17 protein-coding genes are annotated in these 15,745 nt (G+C 69.1%); 8 read left to right on the top strand and 9 right to left on the bottom strand.

Going from position 1 to position 15,745, the window contains the following annotated elements:
- Nucleotides 1-12: 12 nt before the first annotated feature.
- On the top strand, nt 13-1,086 hold the full coding sequence (gntD, locus tag DKM19_RS03045) for a guanitoxin biosynthesis L-enduracididine beta-hydroxylase GntD (protein WP_204358632.1): 1,074 nt from the start codon (nt 13-15) through the stop codon (nt 1,084-1,086).
- 150 nt (nt 1,087-1,236) lie between these two features.
- On the opposite strand, the gene DKM19_RS03040 is transcribed toward gntD, so the two are convergent.
- The 7 genes from DKM19_RS03040 to DKM19_RS03010 form a co-directional block, all read right to left on the bottom strand.
- Nucleotides 1,237-1,680, bottom strand: a complete 444-nt coding sequence (locus DKM19_RS03040; protein ID WP_162641252.1) for a hypothetical protein — start codon at nt 1,678-1,680, stop codon at nt 1,237-1,239.
- 61 nt (nt 1,681-1,741) lie between these two features.
- Nucleotides 1,742-2,098: a PRC-barrel domain-containing protein gene (locus DKM19_RS03035; RefSeq protein WP_110694389.1), complete on the bottom strand. Its 357-nt coding sequence runs from the start codon at nt 2,096-2,098 to the stop codon at nt 1,742-1,744.
- 396 nt (nt 2,099-2,494) lie between these two features.
- Entirely contained in the window at nt 2,495-2,767 is a 273-nt protein-coding gene (locus DKM19_RS03030) for a GlsB/YeaQ/YmgE family stress response membrane protein (protein ID WP_089209963.1), read from the bottom strand.
- 253 nt (nt 2,768-3,020) lie between these two features.
- A complete protein-coding gene (locus DKM19_RS49250) occupies nt 3,021-3,563 on the bottom strand; it encodes a hypothetical protein (protein WP_162641250.1) in 543 nt (180 codons plus the stop codon).
- A gap of 208 nt (nt 3,564-3,771) precedes the next feature.
- On the bottom strand, nt 3,772-4,185 hold the full coding sequence (locus DKM19_RS03020; RefSeq protein ID WP_110694387.1) for an SgcJ/EcaC family oxidoreductase: 414 nt from the start codon (nt 4,183-4,185) through the stop codon (nt 3,772-3,774).
- A 159-nt stretch (nt 4,186-4,344) separates the two neighbouring features.
- Nucleotides 4,345-5,373, bottom strand: coding sequence for a sigma-70 family RNA polymerase sigma factor (locus tag DKM19_RS03015; RefSeq protein WP_110694386.1), 1,029 nt, complete (start codon nt 5,371-5,373; stop codon nt 4,345-4,347).
- A 57-nt stretch (nt 5,374-5,430) separates the two neighbouring features.
- Entirely contained in the window at nt 5,431-5,964 is a 534-nt protein-coding gene (locus DKM19_RS03010) for a hypothetical protein (RefSeq protein ID WP_162641249.1), read from the bottom strand.
- A 356-nt stretch (nt 5,965-6,320) separates the two neighbouring features.
- Between DKM19_RS03010 and DKM19_RS03005 the strand changes: the two genes are divergently transcribed.
- The 7 genes from DKM19_RS03005 to DKM19_RS02980 all read left to right on the top strand — a co-directional run bounded on the left by DKM19_RS03005 (nt 6,321) and on the right by DKM19_RS02980 (nt 12,345).
- Nucleotides 6,321-6,728 (top strand): molybdopterin-binding protein, encoded by a 408-nt coding sequence (locus tag DKM19_RS03005; protein ID WP_110694384.1) that lies wholly within the window; start codon nt 6,321-6,323, stop codon nt 6,726-6,728.
- A 22-nt stretch (nt 6,729-6,750) separates the two neighbouring features.
- A complete protein-coding gene (locus tag DKM19_RS03000; protein WP_110694383.1) occupies nt 6,751-7,611 on the top strand; it encodes an ABC transporter permease in 861 nt (286 codons plus the stop codon).
- Complete coding sequence (locus DKM19_RS02995; RefSeq protein WP_110694382.1) at nt 7,608-8,639, top strand: ABC transporter ATP-binding protein; 1,032 nt, start codon at nt 7,608-7,610, stop codon at nt 8,637-8,639. The genes DKM19_RS03000 and DKM19_RS02995 overlap by 4 nt, the downstream gene beginning before the upstream one ends.
- 148 nt (nt 8,640-8,787) lie before the next feature.
- A complete protein-coding gene (locus tag DKM19_RS02990) occupies nt 8,788-9,807 on the top strand; it encodes an NADP-dependent oxidoreductase (protein ID WP_110694381.1) in 1,020 nt (339 codons plus the stop codon).
- Nucleotides 9,808-9,825: 18 nt separating this feature from the next.
- Nucleotides 9,826-10,209, top strand: a complete 384-nt coding sequence (locus DKM19_RS02985) for a MerR family transcriptional regulator (protein ID WP_110694380.1) — start codon at nt 9,826-9,828, stop codon at nt 10,207-10,209.
- A 201-nt stretch (nt 10,210-10,410) separates the two neighbouring features.
- Nucleotides 10,411-10,569, top strand: a complete 159-nt coding sequence (locus DKM19_RS50475) for a hypothetical protein (protein ID WP_179282652.1) — start codon at nt 10,411-10,413, stop codon at nt 10,567-10,569.
- Nucleotides 10,570-10,785: 216 nt separating this feature from the next.
- Complete coding sequence (locus DKM19_RS02980) at nt 10,786-12,345, top strand: serine/threonine-protein kinase (RefSeq protein WP_162641248.1); 1,560 nt, start codon at nt 10,786-10,788, stop codon at nt 12,343-12,345.
- A gap of 30 nt (nt 12,346-12,375) precedes the next feature.
- Here DKM19_RS02980 and DKM19_RS02975 read toward each other — a convergent pair whose 3' ends face one another.
- Together DKM19_RS02975 and DKM19_RS02970 are read right to left on the bottom strand one after the other, a co-directional pair.
- Nucleotides 12,376-13,149: an alpha/beta fold hydrolase gene (locus tag DKM19_RS02975; RefSeq protein ID WP_110694378.1), complete on the bottom strand. Its 774-nt coding sequence runs from the start codon at nt 13,147-13,149 to the stop codon at nt 12,376-12,378.
- Nucleotides 13,150-13,475: 326 nt separating this feature from the next.
- Nucleotides 13,476-15,716 (bottom strand): SpoIIE family protein phosphatase, encoded by a 2,241-nt coding sequence (locus DKM19_RS02970; protein WP_110694377.1) that lies wholly within the window; start codon nt 15,714-15,716, stop codon nt 13,476-13,478.
- Nucleotides 15,717-15,745 lie beyond the last annotated feature (29 nt).

Here is a 15,745-nt window from a genome sequence, read left to right as displayed (position 1 = left end):
GTTCTCCGTCGGGTGCGGATCGGCGAGTTCATGTGCATGATCAATTCAGAGGGGAAGATTCTGATGTGTCAGCATGGGGGAATCCTTGGCTACGAGCTCTCCGCCGAAGAAAAATCATCACTGGATCAGCTGCTCGCCGACCCGAACGTTGCGCACGGTGATCCCGGTGGGCAGGCGTTCCATGACAACGCCTGGGAGTTGGTGGCGCGTTTACCGATCGGGTTGCATCGGTTCTTGGAAGATTTTCGGCGTAATGACCCGGCCGCCGCCTTCCTGTTGCGCGGCTTCGGCGTCGACGACACCGCTGTCGGCCCGACGCCTCGCAACTGGGCCGAGGCCGCGGCCGCCGGACGCACCCGCCGTGAAGAGCTCTTTCTCGCACTGATCGGCAAATGCCTCGGCGAGGTGTTCAGCTGGCCAACATTGCAATCCGGGCGCATGATCCAGAACGTGCTACCGATCGCCGGCGACGAAGACGAGCAGAGCGGCCACGGCAGTGACGTGCTGTTGGAATGGCACACCGAGGATGCTTTTCATCCCTATCGCTGTGATTACCTCGCCCTTTTCGGTATCCGCAACCACGACCGGGTGCCGACAACCCTGTCGTCGGTTCGGGACGTGCGCCTGCCGGCGGCCGTCCGCCAGGTACTGGCCGAGCCGCGCTTCTACATCCTGCCTGACGACGAGCATCTGCGGCAGCTCGCCGATCAGTGGCCCGATCACCCTGGACTGCTGCGGATGCGCGCGATGCGGGAAGACCCCGAGCCGGTCGCGGTGCTCTTCGGCGCCGCCGACTCTCCGTATCTGCGCATCGACCCGTTCTTCATGCGCTGCGGCGATAATGACGCCGAAGCAGAACGGGCGCTCAAGGAGCTGGTGGCGGAATTGGAACGGGTGCAACAGGATGTGGTCGTCGACGCGGGCACGCTGTTGGTCGTCGACAATTACCTCGCGGTCCATGGCCGCCGCGCTTTCACGGCACGCTACGACGGGACCGACCGTTGGCTGCAGAAAGCGGTCGTTACCCGCGACCTCCGCAGGTCGCGGGACGCGCGGGACTCCGCCGCGGCTCGCGTTGTGCTCTGAGCCCAGATCCGCTGACGTAGTTGGTCGCGTTTGCGCGGCATGACAGCCTGGAGCGATCAGCGCTGGACGTTGGCGCGGATCACGCCGGGCTGATCCGCGTGCCTTCATCACCGACCACGACTGCTGACCGCTTACCCGCTCCCGACCCTGTCACGTGATGTTCTCCATCTCGTTCGGGCTGTGGTTTCCGGCACTTGCCGCGAATGCCCTATCGATGCTCGCAGCAGCCGTAAGCTGTGCCGCATGACAGGCGACTTGGATGAAAACGGTGATGCCGAGGACGTCTTTTCTCCCGGGGAGGAAGTAGCCGATCAGGAGCGCTACTACTGGGACAACCGGCGAATCTTCCAGGAGTTGGACGACGACGAAGCCGGACGACGGGAAGGGCGCCGGTTGAGAATGCAAGGGCGGAAGATGCATCTGCGGGTCCGCATGCACCGACACGCAGATCGACAGGACCCAGGACCGCTGCCAAGAGACATGGGGCTCCCACCACTTCCGGATCACTAGGATCTCCACGGCGACGACGTCATGGATTCCGGGGCTCTGGCGATCACGGCCGAGACCGTCTGCATCGTGATGCGAATCCGCCAAGCCCACGTCCAACGCGAAATGGGCCCTTCCTTCGCAGGAAGAGCCCATCGACGACCAATGATTACACGGTGCCGGCGCCGGGGCCGTAGTAGCCGCCGAGCTTGTCGCGGTAGTCGGGCTCCTTGTAGGTGGCCTCGTCGAACTCAGGAGCGTTCTTGATCTCTTCCTTGGTACGGGAGATGTAGACCTTGCGCTCCTGCGGGTCGATCCGGGTCACCGTACCGGCCGGCAGGACGACCTTCTTGCCGAAAATCCAGAAACCCGTGTCGACGACGACGTAGCTGTCGCCCACCGCGTTGCTCTCCTCGTCCACCGAACCGATCTTGCCGTCGGTGGCCTCAACGTCGAACCCGACCAGGTCCAGGGTCTGGTCGCCGCTGTACGTTTCGGGACGGTAGTTCCACACGTTTTCGGTCATGGCCAGACTCTTTTCTTCAGTGGTGGTGGGGCACTCATGGCCCTACCCGCCGCGCCGGCGGTAAACAAACGTGGAAGGCCAAGAACGCGAACGATGGCTGCCGCTCCACGGTCGCCGTGAGGTCGGCGCCGAGGGGGGAGGCGCTGAATGGCGCGCTCATTTCCAGGATCCGTTCGAGCTTCCTGGACGGAGCCCAGGGACCGCCGGCCATCTGGTGGTCAACCGGAATGAGGAGACGATCGGGCCGCTCACCAGCCGGATCACCGATGCGCCGGACCTGGAGCACGATCAGCCTCGGGCCTCGAAAAGCCGCGGGCCTCGCCCTGTCTGTCAGGGCGAGGCCATCACGGGCACCGCATGCTCATCGCGCAGGCGCGCGGGCGCTGATGATCGCGTTTATCGGACGCCGCGCCTGCCGTACAGGCTCACCGCTGCGATCACGCCGACGGCGGCGACGATGACCTGCAGCAGGAGTTCGATCCAGTCGATTCCGCCGGTGCTGGCGACGCCGAAGGCACTGGCGATGGCGGTGCCGATGAGGGCGGCGACGATGCCGATCACGATGGTCAGCCAGATCGGGATGCCCTGGCGGCCGGGCACGACCAGCCGGCCCAGGGCGCCGATGATGGCTCCGATGACGATGGCGGTGATGATGCCGGTGACTGTCATGTCCCACGCTCTCTGTTCGCTTGGCTGGCGAGCCCTCTGCTGCCCGGGGCGGCGGACACCACACATCACAAAACGATCAAGAGTCGGGGGCCCGTGATGACGTGCCCGGCATGAGGGCGCGCGACTCCCCCACATTCGGCGCCGAGCCGCCGACCGTTTCTCCGTGCACAACTTCTCCGTGCACAACGGATCGGCCGATGGCGCTCCTCCCCATCGGCCGGACACGTTCCTCCTGATCGACCGGTGAGTACCGTCAGTTTCCGGCGAGCTCCTCGATCCGGGTGGCGACCCCGTCCTTGACCGTCACCTTGGCGCGGGGATCTTTGCCCGACGCCAGCGCCTTCTCAAGCTGCTGCACCGTGCACTTGTGCGGGAGCTTGCCCCCGCTGCAGATCGTGCCCTTCACATCGAGCACCACCGCGGTCCGGCTGAGCACGACCGGCTGGACTTCGCCCTCGTCGAGCAGCACCGTGATCGAGCCCGGCTCCCCCTGGGTCGCGCTGATCACGCCGAGCAGATAAAGGCCGGGCTTCGTGTCATCGGCCTCGGCATCCGCGCTCGACGCCTCCGCCGTGGGCTCCGCGAAAGCGGTCGGGGCCGCGGAGGCGGCCGGGTCCGGGGCGGCGGTCTCGGAGTCGGCCGGGGAGGCGGACGCGGAGCCGGAAGCGGCCGGGGTTGCCGAAGCGGTCGGGGTCGCGGAAGCGGCGGAGGAGTCGCCCTCCCCCGAACAGGCGGAGAGGCCGGCGACAAGCGCGGCCACCAGGAAAACGTGCGTTGCCTTCAACGATCTGCTCATGAGGCGCAAACATCCCACAGAGCCCGCGTAACAGGGGAATCGTCCCTTGGACGGCCACCACCCTTCTCTTCGAAGCATTTCCATGACGAAGACAAGGCTGGTGGCCGTCCCGCGCTACGCGGCACGCCGTACCGAGCTCAGTGACGATCCGCTGCAGACGGATAGATCATCACTTCCGGGGGCTCACCTCGCGCCGCGCAGTCGCGGCTCACCGCTCAGGAGCCGACACCGGGCTGTTGTGATAGGCGGCGATCAGCCACCGGCCGTCCCGCTTCTCGAAGACCCAGGTCGCGTTCACCTTACGCAGGTCGTCCGGAACCTCGGTCTCGCCGGCGAACAGGATGGCGGATTCGCTGATGACGATCGCGCCGTCCCTGCCGACGAAGCGGATACCGAGCTGCCTGTTGTAGGTCGAGCTGCCCTTGAGCGGCCCCTCGAAGCCCAGGGCCATGTTCTGACGGATCACGTCACGGCTGTCGCGGAGCGAGCCGGTCATGATGGCGGTCGCGTCCGCGGTGTAGTCGGCGACCATGCCGTCGGCGTCGCCGGCCTCCCACGCCTTGTAGGAATCAGCCAGCACGGCCTGGATCGCGGCCTCGTCTTCCACACGGCTGTTCGACATCGGATTCTCCCTTGTGATCGGCTCGCCCGGGGTATTCCGGCGAACTCGTCACTACATACCGGCGGCGGGGCCGGAACTCATCGCGCCCGCGGTCAGGAAATCTCGAGGCGTGCTCGGCAGAGAGGCTGCCGGACTCGAACTGTCGTCCCTCTCACCCGGCTAAGCGGAACCCCCGACGTCGGCAAGCCCCTGGGCGTCGAGTCCGGCCGCCAGACCGAAGGCCGCGAAGACCTCGGAATCCTGGAACACCGAATTCCGGCTGATGCCCTCGGCGGTGACGGTGAAGATCTGGAGGGTGTGCAGCTCGTATCCGTCACCGACGCGCCGATAGGCGGCGAATCCGGGCTGGCCGCCGTTGGCCGTGACCTCCTTGAGAAGCCAGTCCTTCCCCGCCGCCTCGAAGACCCACTCCATGAACAGGCCGTAGTTGCCGCGGCCGGAGAACCAGTTGATCATCGGCGGCATCTCCATGATCACGTCCTCGATGAGCAGCCGCTTGAGGCCCTCGACGTCGGCGAGCTCGAACGCCTTCATGTAGCGCTCGACCCAGGCGCGCTGCTCGGCCGCGGACGGCTCGCTGACCCGGTCCTGCCGGACCCCGACCTCCTTCGCGCGGGTACGCGCCCGCTGCAGGGAACTGTTCACCGACACGACGGTGGTACCGAGGATTTCCGCCGCCTCGGACGCGGAGAAGCCGAGCACGTCACGCAGGACCAGCGCACCGCGCTGACGTGCCGACAGGTGCTGCAGGGCGGCGGCGAACGCCAGGCGCAGGCTGCTGCGGTCGACCACGGTCCCGGCCGGATCGCCCGCGTCCAGCAACGCGTCCGGCAGGGGCTGGAGCCAGGCGACGCGCTCTCCCTGGACGAGCGGCCCGAGCGGATCGGACGCGGCCACCAGCCCCGACGGCAGCGGCCGGCGGCCGCGAACCTGCAGGGCGGTCAGGCAGGCGTTCGTCGCGATCCGGTAGAGCCAGGTACGCAGTGAGCTGCGAGTGTCGTCGTACTGCTCCCGCGCCCGCCATGCCCTCAGGTATGTGTCCTGGACCAGGTCCTCCGCGTCGTGAGCCGAGCCGAGCATCCGGTAGCAGTACGCCAGCAGTTCCGTCCGGAACGGTTCGATCCGACGGTCGAAGCCTTCTTCCCCCGTTGTCACGCCACGCCCCTTCTCCGCTGCCGCCGCAACCACCGTATCCGGCGACCGCGTCGGCAACCGGATGGGCCATGGGGCTTCCCCGTAGAACCGTTACTTCTTGGCCATCTCCTCGATCTGCGTGGCCACGCCGTCCTTGATGGTCACCTTGGCGTAGAGGGAACCGCCCGAGGTGAGTGCCTTCCGCATCTGCTTCACGCTGCACTCGTGCGGGAACCCGCCCTCGGTGCAGATCGTCCCCCGCCGGTCGAGCACCACCGTGAAGGGCGTGAGCTCGGCCTTCTGAGAGCCGCCGTGATCGGGGGTCACTGTGATCGAGTTGGCTCCCAGCAGCGTGACCGGGCCCATGATCTCGGCGTCGGTCCCCCTGACCATGGCCGAGTCACTCGCGCTCGGCGTCGCCGAGATCGACGGCGACTCCGGAAGCGGGGTCTCCGGGGAATCCGCGTTCGAGGGGTCCGGGAGATCGGAGGGAGAGGTCGAAGGAGTGGCCGACGCGGTGACGGTAACGGTGACGACGGGCGCCGCCGTGCCCGCTGCGGGGTCGCTCCCACCGGAGCAGGCGGAAAGACCGGCGGCGAAGGCTGCCACCAGCAGGACGCGCGTTACCTTCAACGATCTGCTCATGAAGCGCAACGATCCCATGAGATCCGACATCACGCTTACTCGGCCCTGAAGGAGATATTCCTCGATACGGTCGAATATGCCGAAGCCGTCGATCACCATGATCGCCAGGCCGGAACGCCGTGTCTTCGGGGCTCCGTGCCAGGTCACCCGCCCTCGGGATGGTCAGGGGATCGGCCGGTGCGGGTCATCGAGGCGGGGCGCCATCGCCCGGTTCGGTCATCCGGAGCGGTGGTCGGTGGCGATGGCCGAGCACCGCCGCCAATATCTCAAGTGCCAGGGAAAGCAATAGGCCTTGGCTCGATTGCCATGTAATCCGGGTATCGGGGCCTGAATATGCGAAGGTATGGTGATTGTTTGTGACGACGTTTCGGATCAGTGAGGCCGCCTCGCTGCTCGGGGTCAGCCCCGACACCGTGCGGCGATGGGTCGACATCGGCCGGCTCCCGGCTCACCGCGATGAGCACGGTCACCGGACGGTGGCCGGTGCGGATCTGGCCGCGTTCGCGCGCTCCCAGATCGAGACCGAGGACAGTTCGGGTTCTTCGGCGCGTAACCGCTTTCGCGGGATCGTGACCGAGGTGATCAGGGACGCGGTGATGGCCCAGGTCGAGATCGCCGCCGGACCCTATCGAGTGGTCTCGCTGATGAGCCGTCAGGCCGCCGACGAGCTGGGCCTGGAGGTGGGGGTGGTGGCGGTCGCCGTGATCAAGTCCACCAACGTCGTCGTCGAGATCGCCGACCACACTCACCTGGTGAGTCCGTAATTCGAAGCCCCCTGACCTCGTCATGACATCCTCAGCGACACCTGCCGATCGGGGCGGAGCCCAGCGCCGCCCCGATCGGGCGAGCAGGCCGTCCGGCGGCGTGTCGGGCCGCCTGCCCTGGGTTCTGGTCCTGCCCGCCGTGGTCGGCATGGTCTTCCTGGTGCTGCCGCTGGCCGGGCTGCTGCTGCGTGCCCCCTGGTCCACGCTGCCCCAGCGGCTGGCCGAGCCGCAGGTGTTGGAGGCGCTGCGCCTGTCGCTGGTGACCGCGTCCCTGGCCACGCTGTTCTGCCTGCTGCTCGGGGTGCCGCTCGCGTGGTTGCTGGCCCGTGTCAGCTTCCCCGGCCGGCGGCTGGTGCGCGCCCTGGTCACCGTCCCCCTCGTACTGCCTCCCGTGGTGGGCGGCGTCGCGCTGCTGCTCGTGCTGGGACGGCGCGGCCTGGTCGGCCAGTGGCTGGACTCCGCCTTCGGCATCACCCTGCCGTTCACCACCGCCGGGGTCGTGATCGCCGAGGCGTTTGTCGCCATGCCGTTCCTGGTCATCAGCGTCGAAGGCGCGCTACGAGCCGCCGACCTGCGTTTCGAGGAGGCCGCCGCCACCCTGGGCGCCTCCCGCTGGACCATCTTCCACCGCGTCACCCTGCCCCTGATCGCTCCGGGCATCGTGGCCGGAGCCGTCCTGTGCTGGGCCCGCGCCCTGGGCGAGTTCGGCGCCACCATCACCTTCGCCGGCAACTTCCCCGGGCAGACCCAGACCATGCCGCTGGCCGTCTACATCGCCCTGGAGACCGAACCGGAGGCGGCGATCGTGCTCAGCCTCGTCCTGCTGGCCGTCTCTGTGATCATCCTGGCCAGCCTGCGTGATCGGTGGGTGAACAGCCCGTGACCCTGAACGCCCACCTCATCGTCGAACGCCCCGGCTTCCGCCTGGACATCGACCTCACCGTCGCCGCAGGCGAGGTCGTCGCCCTGCTCGGCCCCAACGGCGCGGGCAAGACCACCGCGCTGCGTGCCCTGGCCGGGCTCACCGCCCTGTCGGCCGGCCACATCGACCTCGACGACCGGCCGCTGCACACGGTCGCCACCGAGCGCCGCCCGATCGGCATGGTCTTCCAGGAGTATCTGCTCTTCCCTCACCTGTCCGCGCTGGACAACGTCGCCTTCGGCCCTCGCTGTCACGGCGCCTCCAAATCCGACGCTCGCCGCGGCGCGGCCGTCTGGCTGGAGCGCGTCGGCCTCGCCGAGCACACCGACGCCAGGCCCCGGCAGCTGTCCGGCGGCCAGGCCCAGCGCGTCGCCCTGGCCCGCGCCCTGGCCGTGCGACCGCGCATGCTCCTGCTGGACGAGCCGCTGGCCGCGCTGGACGCCCACACCCGCCTGGAGATCCGCTCCCAGCTCCGCCGCCATCTGTCCGACTTCGACGGCGCCGTCGTCCTGGTCACCCACGACCCGCTGGACGCCATGGTCCTGGCCGACCGGCTGGTGGTCATCGAGAACGGCGCCATCGTGCAGCAGGGCGAGCCGGTGGAGGTGGCCCGCCGCCCGCGCACCGACTACGTCGCCCGCCTGGTCGGCCTGAACCTGTATCGGGGAGTCTCCGCCGACCGGCAGGTCACGGTCGGCGACGTGTCCTTCAGCGTCGCCGAGTCCTTCGACGGCCCGGCGTTCGTCGCCTTCTCACCCGCCGCCGTCGCCCTGTATCGCACCCGCCCGGACGGCAGCCCCCGAAACCTGTGGCAGGCCACGATCGAGGGCATCGAACGGCACGGCGACAACGTCCGCATCCACCTGGAGGGGCCGATCATCGCCTCGGCCGACGTCACCCCCGCCGCCGTCGCCGACCTCGACCTGACTCCGGGCCAGGAGATCTGGGCCGCGGTCAAGGCCACCGAGACCCACGCCTACCCCGCATGAACAACCACCGGGCACACAACGCCCTCTGCCCACGCTCACTTCGATCACGAATCACCGGGTGATCGACCTGTGGAGTTGCCTCTGACGCGCGGGTCAGGGGTTAGGGTCGCGACGTCCTTCTGGCCGTCGTAGATCTGAGGAGCGTAACGTGCCGCCTCTGCCGCAGATATCAAGAGAGATCCGGCTCACCACCGTGCCGGACGGGCTGCCCAAGCCGGAGCATTTTGTCATCGCCGACGTCCCGCTGCCCGTACCGGACGACGGCCAGGTGCTGGTCCGCAATCGTTTCTTCCACGTCTTCGCCGCGCTCCGCACGTTGATCGGCGGGAGCGTGGAGGGGGCGCCCATACCTCCGCTGCGCCCCGGCGACACCCTGTTCGGGCCCGCGATCGGGGAGGTCGTGGCGGCCTCCGGGGACAGCGGGCTGCGGGCGGGTGACCTGGTCTCACACTGGCTGGGCTGGCGCGAGTACGCGGTCGTGCCGGTCGGCCAGGTCACGCCGTTGGGCGACGCGCTGCCCGACCCCGTCGCGCATCTGGGTCAGGGCGAGCTCGCCTACGCGGCGCTGACCAGGGACGCCGCGGTCAGGCCGGGGGACACGGTGTTCGTCTCCGGCGCCGCGGGCGGGGTCGGATCGCTGGCCGGGCAGATCGCCCGGCTGCTCGGCGCCGGTCGGGTGATCGGCAGCACCGGCTCGCGGGAGAAGGCCGATCGGCTGATCTCCGAGCTGGGGTACGACGCGGCCGTGATCCGCGGCGCGGCGCCGATCGAGGAGCAGCTCGCGAAGGCCGCCCCTGACGGCATCGACGTCTATCTGGACAACGTCGGCGGCGACCAGCTCCAGGCGGCGGTGGCCACGGCCCGGCCCGGAGCCCGGTTCGTCCTGGTCGGCGCGCTGTCCGGGCAGATGTCGCCCCACGGAACGGGCGGGACGGCGCCGGTCGAGCTCGACACCTACCGGCTGATCCTCAAGCGGATCTCGATGCGGGCCTTCCAGGGCCTCGACGAGCAGGCGCGATCCCAGTGGCTCGAACGCTTCGGCGGCTGGCTGCGCGCGGGCGACATCACGTTTCCGCACGTTCGGGTCGCGGGCATCGATTGCGCACCGCGGGCGTTGCAGGAAATGATCGAGGGACGGCATTTCGGCACCGTCATCGTCGAGTTGTAGAGCTTGCTGGGAGGACCGATGCGCATCGGCGACGCGGCGGCCGCGGCGGGTACCACGCCCCGTGCGCTGCGGTTCTACGAGCAGCGCGGGCTGCTGAGCCCGCCCCCGCGCACGGCGACCGGGCAGCGGGAGTACGGTCAGCGCGAGGTGTCCCGGGTGCGCATCATCCGCGAGCTGCTGTCGCTCGGGCTGACCGTCGAGGACGTACGGGGCTGCGCCGATCGCCTGCAGCTGCTGGACGGCGACACGCTGCCGCCGCGCGGCGGTCCCGGCTGCTCCATGGCGAGCGGCGTGGTGCGGCGCAGGCTCGCCGCCCTCGACGCGGAGATCACCCGCCTGTCCCGGGTGCGCGACCAACTCGCCGCGCGGGCCGGGGTGGAGGAAGAGGCGGAGACCGCGTAAGCGTGTCGTCTACGCGCCTGCCCTGTCCGGTACGCAGGTCGAAGCCGCGCTCGGCCACCCACCGGCGCGAGGCCATCCGGGAGGTTTCGTGACAGCCGCCCGGAAACTTCGGAACGGCCTCCCGGGAACAGGGCCGGTTCCTCACACGATCGGCGTCGCCGACGCATACTGGTCACCGTAGGCCTCTCCAAGGTGGTGACGATGGACAGCGGACTGATTCTGCTGATCTTCCTGGCGTTCCTGTTCGCCTGGGGCCTCAACCGGGTGCGCAGGGCCGTCCGGATGGGTCCCGTCGCCTACATGGGCGTCATGATCGTGTTTGTCATCGCGATGCTCGCCATCTGGGGACAGAACCGCTAGGAATCCGATCGCCCGGGCGCCGCGTCACGCCGCCCTCGGAGCGCTCCGGCGCCGGACCCCTCCTCCGGCGGGAAGCAGGCGTCAGGCGAGTCGTATCCCCGTGCCCACCGCGCTTTCGTCGTGTGACTCCGGGAAACACCCGTAGGGTTGGGCGTCCATTTGTGGAGTTTGGAATCGACGGCGGGAATCGTGGGCGCTTGGGAAGGGACGCCGGCCGTGCTCGCCGGTCGGTACCGATTGGCGGAGCTGATCGGCCGAGGCGGGACGGGCGAGGTATGGCGTGGGCATGACCTGAAACGGGACTGGCCGGTAGCGGTCAAGATCCTGTCACCGCAGGTGTCCGACCTCTCGATGCGCGAACGGTTCGCCCGGGAGGCGCGGATCGCCGCGCGGGTCGTTCATCCCAACGTGGTGACCGTGTTCGACGTGGGCGAGCACGAGGGCCGGCCGTACCTGGTGATGGAGTTGCTGACCGGCCGCGACCTCGCCACCGAGTTGGCGGAGAAGGGGCCGTTGAGCATTCCCGCGGTGTGCCACCTGGTGGGGCAGGCCGCCGTCGGGCTGGACACCGCGCACCGGGCCGGAGTCGTGCACCGTGACGTCAAGCCGGCCAACCTGCACCAGAGCGCGGACGGCCGGCTCAAGGTGGTCGACTTCGGGACGGCCCGGAGCACGAACGAGGCCGCGATGCGACTGACCTCCGTGGGAAGCGTCATCGGCACGGCCGCCTACCTGTCCCCCGAGCAGATCCTCGGCGAGGCGGGCGACGCGGCCTCCGACCTGTACGCGCTTGGCTGCGTCTGTTACGAGCTGCTGTGCGGGCGGCCTCCGTTCGTCGGATCGCCGACGGAAATGATCTTCCATCACGTTCACAGCCTTCCGGATTCGCCCCGCAGGTACCGCCCGGACATTCCGGTGGAGCTGGAAAGACTGGTGCTGGCCCTGCTGCAGAAGGATCCGGCCGTCCGGCCCGCCGGCGGAGACGTCGTCCGGCAGGTTCTGGCCACGGTCGCCCGCCAGGTGATGCCGCCCGCCCGGAACACCGCGACGTTCCCCACGGCTCCCAAAAGCCCTGCAACCCCTGCAACTCCCGCAACCGCTACAGCCACGCTCGGCCCGCCGGCGGAGGTGTGGACCCTGCCCGGCTCACCGGCGTCGGCGTGGACGGCGAAGCTCATGCCGGATCGTCTGCGGAGTCGCCTGCCGGGGCGGCGCGCCGGTGCCGCGATGGGCCTGGCCGGCGTCCTGGTGGTCGCGGTCCTATGGGCGTCGGCCTCGACGGATCCGGCGGAGCAGCCCGTTTCCGCGACCTCGCCCACGATCTCGGCCGTGCTCCCGCTCACGACACCATCCACGCCACCGACCGTCTCGCAGAGCCCGTCGGCGACTCCGGCCCCGCCCCCGGTCCTGAGTTCGCCGTCGCCGACAGCGGGGGGATGGCAGACGCGCCTGTCGGCCTTCAGCCGTGCCGTCACCGACCAGGAACGCCAGGGCGGCATCAATTCCAGGCTGGCCCGCGAGACCCGCGAGAGGATCGACAGGCTGGCCAGGAAGATCCAGGAGGGCAAGGCCGGAGACGCTCGCGACGAGCTGAGCAGGCTTGGCCGCGATCTGGTCGAAGCACGGCGAAGGGGCAGGCTCGCCTCCACGGGGCCCCTCATCTCCTTCCTGCAGGACTCCGGGCTCACCTTCGCCTCGGATGATCGCAAGCCCGGCGACGGTCGTCGTCACGATCGTGACGACGACCGTGACGACGACCGTGACGACGATGACTAGTCGTCGAAGCCCGGCCCGGTCCGCGTCGCCTCACTCCGAGGCGGCCAGAAGGACGCTCGCGACCAATTCCGGGTCGTCGCTCATCGGCAGGTGCCCGCATCCCTTGAGCAGCTTCGCCCGCTGCCCCGACCATTTGGCGGCCCGTACGGCCTGCCGCCGCAGCAGCAGGCGGTCGTGCTCGCCCCAGGCGATCGTGATCGGCACCTTCGGCGGGCCGGGGGGCATCAGCCAATCGAACGAGTCGAGGGTGTCGTCGAATCCCTGGGCGTCCCTGAGCGCCTGGCAGGCCGCGAGCAGCGCCTCCGGGGAGAGCCTGGAGGGGTGGGCCACCAGGAGGCCGGAGAAGGCGATCCTGCCCAGCGGGTTCGACGCGGCGGCGAGCGCCTGCTCGGGAGTGATCGTTCGGGTCGAGGCATGGGTCGCCCGGAGGACGGCTCGGGCGTACGCCAGCTCGGTCCGGTTCCAGAACCCGGCGGGAGACAGGGCAGTGGCCGTACGGACCGCTCCGCGCGAGGCCAGCTCCAGGGCGACGTAGCCGCCCAGGGAGTTTCCCGCCACGTGGGGTTCGCGCAGGCCGAGCAGGGCGAAGAAGGACTCGATCGCGTCCGCGAGGCTCTCCGCCGTGTACGGCGTGCCGGGCGGCAGCGGTGGTGAGACGCCGAAGCCGGGGAAGTCCACGGCGATCACGTCCCGCTTGGCGGCGAGCCGGTCGAGCACTGGCAGCCATGCCTGCCAGTGATGCCCGATACCGTGCAGCAGAACCAGGGGAGCCCCGATCCCGCGTCGTTCGAAGGCCAGCTCCATATCACCGAGTCAAGCACCGATCGGAGGCGGCTTCCAGCCCTGTTCCGCCCCGCTCGGCGCGATTTACCGGAGACGGTTTCCAGCCTGCCGCACCAAACCCAACACAACGCGGCGAAAATGACTTTCGACCCGCCGCATCGGGCTCGGCGCGACCTGGCGAAAACCACTTCCCACCCGCCGCGCCGGGCTCGGCGCGACCTGACGGAGACCGGTCTCCGACCCTGCCGGGCCAGACCCTGCGCGACGTGGTGGAGACGACCTCTGGCCCCTCGATGCCGACCTCGGCGCGACCCGGTGGAGACGGCTTCCGACCCGCCGCGCCGGGCTCAGCGCGATTTGGTGGGAATCTCGAACCAGACGGCCTTGCCCTCCTTGGTCGGACGGGAGCCCCAGCGCTTGGCGAGCTGGTCGACGAGGTAGAGGCCCCGTCCGCCCTCGTCGTTCTCGCCCGCGCTGCGGATGCGGGGAAGCCGGAGGTCCTGGTCGAAGACCTCCACCCAGACGGACTCCCCGCCCCGGCGGATCCGGAGCGTGAACTCCTTCTCGTTGGCGATCTCGTCGTCGAAGCCCGGGACGTCCCAGGACTCCTCGAACGGCAGCGGCGGGCCGTCCATCGCCAGCTCCCGGCGCGGGATGCTGGCGGCGGCGGCGTGGAGCACGACGTTCGTGACCACCTCGGAGACCAGCAGGCAGGCGAGCTCGGCGCGCTCCTCGGAGACGTCCCAGTCCGTGAACGCCTCCGCCGCCATCCGGCGGGCCTCACCGACCATGATCGGCTGAGCGGGGAAGGTGCGCTCCTCGACCTGGAGATCGTCGGAGGCGGACCTGACCACCAGGATGGCCATGTCGTCGTCGATCTCGCCGGGCACGGCGGCCGTCGCGGCGTCCGCGATGCCCTCCACCGAGATGTCCCCCGCCGCGGCGTCGGTGACCTCGACGAGCTTGCCGCAGAGCAGCGCGAGAGTCTCCTCGTCGTTGGGATGCCTGCCGTCGGCGTCGCGCACGGGACGACGGTCCACGAGACCGTCGGTGTAGAGCAGCAGCGCGGCGCCGGGAGGCAGCGTCCGCGTCTCCTCCTTGTAGACCAGGTCGGCGTGGAGGCCCTTGGCGCGCACGCCCAGCGGCTGGCCGACCTCCTTGATGTCGAGCTCGGTGCAGACGCCGTTGATGAGGAGCAGCGGCGGGGCATGGCCCGCGTTGGCGAACGACAGCTGCCGCGACCAGGCGTCATAAACGAGGTACTGGCAGGTGACGATGGGCGGGATGCTGATGTCCGTACCGCTCTCGTCCTGCTCGGGAGTGGCGATGATGCGCGTCCACTCGTCGAGCCTGGCGAGGATCTCCGCGGGCGGCTTGTCGTCCTGGGCGAAGGCCCTCAGGGCGGCGCGGAGCTGCCCCATGACGGCCGCGGCCTTGGCGCCCCGGCCCTCGACGTCGCCGATGACGATGCCGACCCGGCCCGCCGACAGCGGGATGACGTCATACCAGTCGCCGCCGACCTGGGTCTGGATGCCCTGCCCGTGACTGGCCAGGGGTGCGGCGGGAAAGTAGCGGACCGCGATCTCCAGCCCGTCGAGCTGCGGGAGCGCGCGGGGCAGCAGATATTTCTGGAAGGACTCGGCGGTGTGCCGCTCCTCCTCGAACAGCAGCGCGTTGTCCACGGCCAGTGCCACCCGGGTGGCGATGGCTCCGACGAAGTCGCGGTCGAAGGCGTCGTAGTGCGGGCTGCGCCGGTCGGTGAGGTTGGACAGTCCCAGATACAGCAGCCCGAGGGTCTCACCGCGCACGCACAGTGGCGCCACGATGGCCGACGTCAGTCCGATCTCGGCGGAGAGGCGGGTCTGGGACTCGCCGGGGCTGGGATAGTTCGTCTGGGAGAAGTCCTCCACGAGGATCGTCTCCTGGCGGCGCAGCGCGATGTCCGCGTAATGCCCCGTCGGGTAGAAGATCTCGGCGCCGATCGGCGCCCACGTGTTGGGCGGGGGGGTCCAGCCCAGGACGTGGGTGGAGACCTTGCGGAACAGCCGCCCGTTCTCCATCAGCTCGATGAAGCAGTGATCGGCGAACTGCGGGACGAGCATCTCGGCGACGCGCTTGAGCGTCTCCTCGACGTAGAGCGAGCCCGCGAGTCGCTCGCCGATCCGCTCCAGCAGACCGAATCGGTCCTTCTCCCGCTCGTTGCTGCGCATCGCCTCACGGGCGGTGATGACGATGCCCGTCACCGACCCCGAGGGGTGCCGCAGAGGCACGGCCTGCGCGCGGACGTAGATGATCGTCCCGTCGCCGCGCCTGACGTCGAACGTGCCCTCCCAGACGCCGCCCTTGAGCACGTGCTTGGAGAGCTCGACGGCGAGCGGGTGATCCTTCTCCATGATGCCCAGGGAGAGCGACTGGTCACGGGGCCCCGAGGTTCCGGGACGGCCGAACAGCTTCTCGGCGAACGGATTCCAATAAAGCAGGTTGCTGAACCTGTCGGTGACAACCACTGCCATTTCGGCATGATCCAGGACGGAACCAGCCGTCAGATGATCGGCGGCGTCCTGGGATAGATCCCCCCACCGCTTCATCCGGTGACCGCCCCTCGCGGGCGGGTATG

Origin of the sequence: Streptosporangium sp. 'caverna', assembly GCF_003203775.1 — a bacterium.
GTDB lineage: Bacteria > Actinomycetota > Actinomycetes > Streptosporangiales > Streptosporangiaceae > Streptosporangium > Streptosporangium subroseum.
Note: the sequence above shows the minus strand (reverse complement) of the source record. Positions and strands in the feature narration are given on the sequence as shown.

Excerpts from the sequence above, each read along its gene's own strand:
- DKM19_RS03035 (WP_110694389.1), bottom strand. The coding sequence starts at position 2,098 with ATGACCGAAAACGTGTGGAACTACCGTCCCGAAACGTACAGCGGCGAC.
- DKM19_RS03030 (WP_089209963.1), bottom strand. The coding sequence starts at position 2,767 with ATGACAGTCACCGGCATCATCACCGCCATCGTCATCGGAGCCATCATC.
- DKM19_RS49250 (WP_162641250.1), bottom strand. The coding sequence starts at position 3,563 with ATGAGCAGATCGTTGAAGGCAACGCACGTTTTCCTGGTGGCCGCGCTT.
- DKM19_RS03020 (WP_110694387.1), bottom strand. The coding sequence starts at position 4,185 with ATGTCGAACAGCCGTGTGGAAGACGAGGCCGCGATCCAGGCCGTGCTG.
- DKM19_RS03010 (WP_162641249.1), bottom strand. The coding sequence starts at position 5,964 with ATGAGCAGATCGTTGAAGGTAACGCGCGTCCTGCTGGTGGCAGCCTTC.
- DKM19_RS03000 (WP_110694383.1), top strand. The coding sequence starts at position 6,751 with ATGACATCCTCAGCGACACCTGCCGATCGGGGCGGAGCCCAGCGCCGC.
- DKM19_RS02985 (WP_110694380.1), top strand. The coding sequence starts at position 9,826 with ATGCGCATCGGCGACGCGGCGGCCGCGGCGGGTACCACGCCCCGTGCG.
- DKM19_RS50475 (WP_179282652.1), top strand. The coding sequence starts at position 10,411 with ATGGACAGCGGACTGATTCTGCTGATCTTCCTGGCGTTCCTGTTCGCC.
- DKM19_RS02975 (WP_110694378.1), bottom strand. The coding sequence starts at position 13,149 with ATGGAGCTGGCCTTCGAACGACGCGGGATCGGGGCTCCCCTGGTTCTG.
- DKM19_RS02970 (WP_110694377.1), bottom strand. The coding sequence starts at position 15,716 with ATGAAGCGGTGGGGGGATCTATCCCAGGACGCCGCCGATCATCTGACG.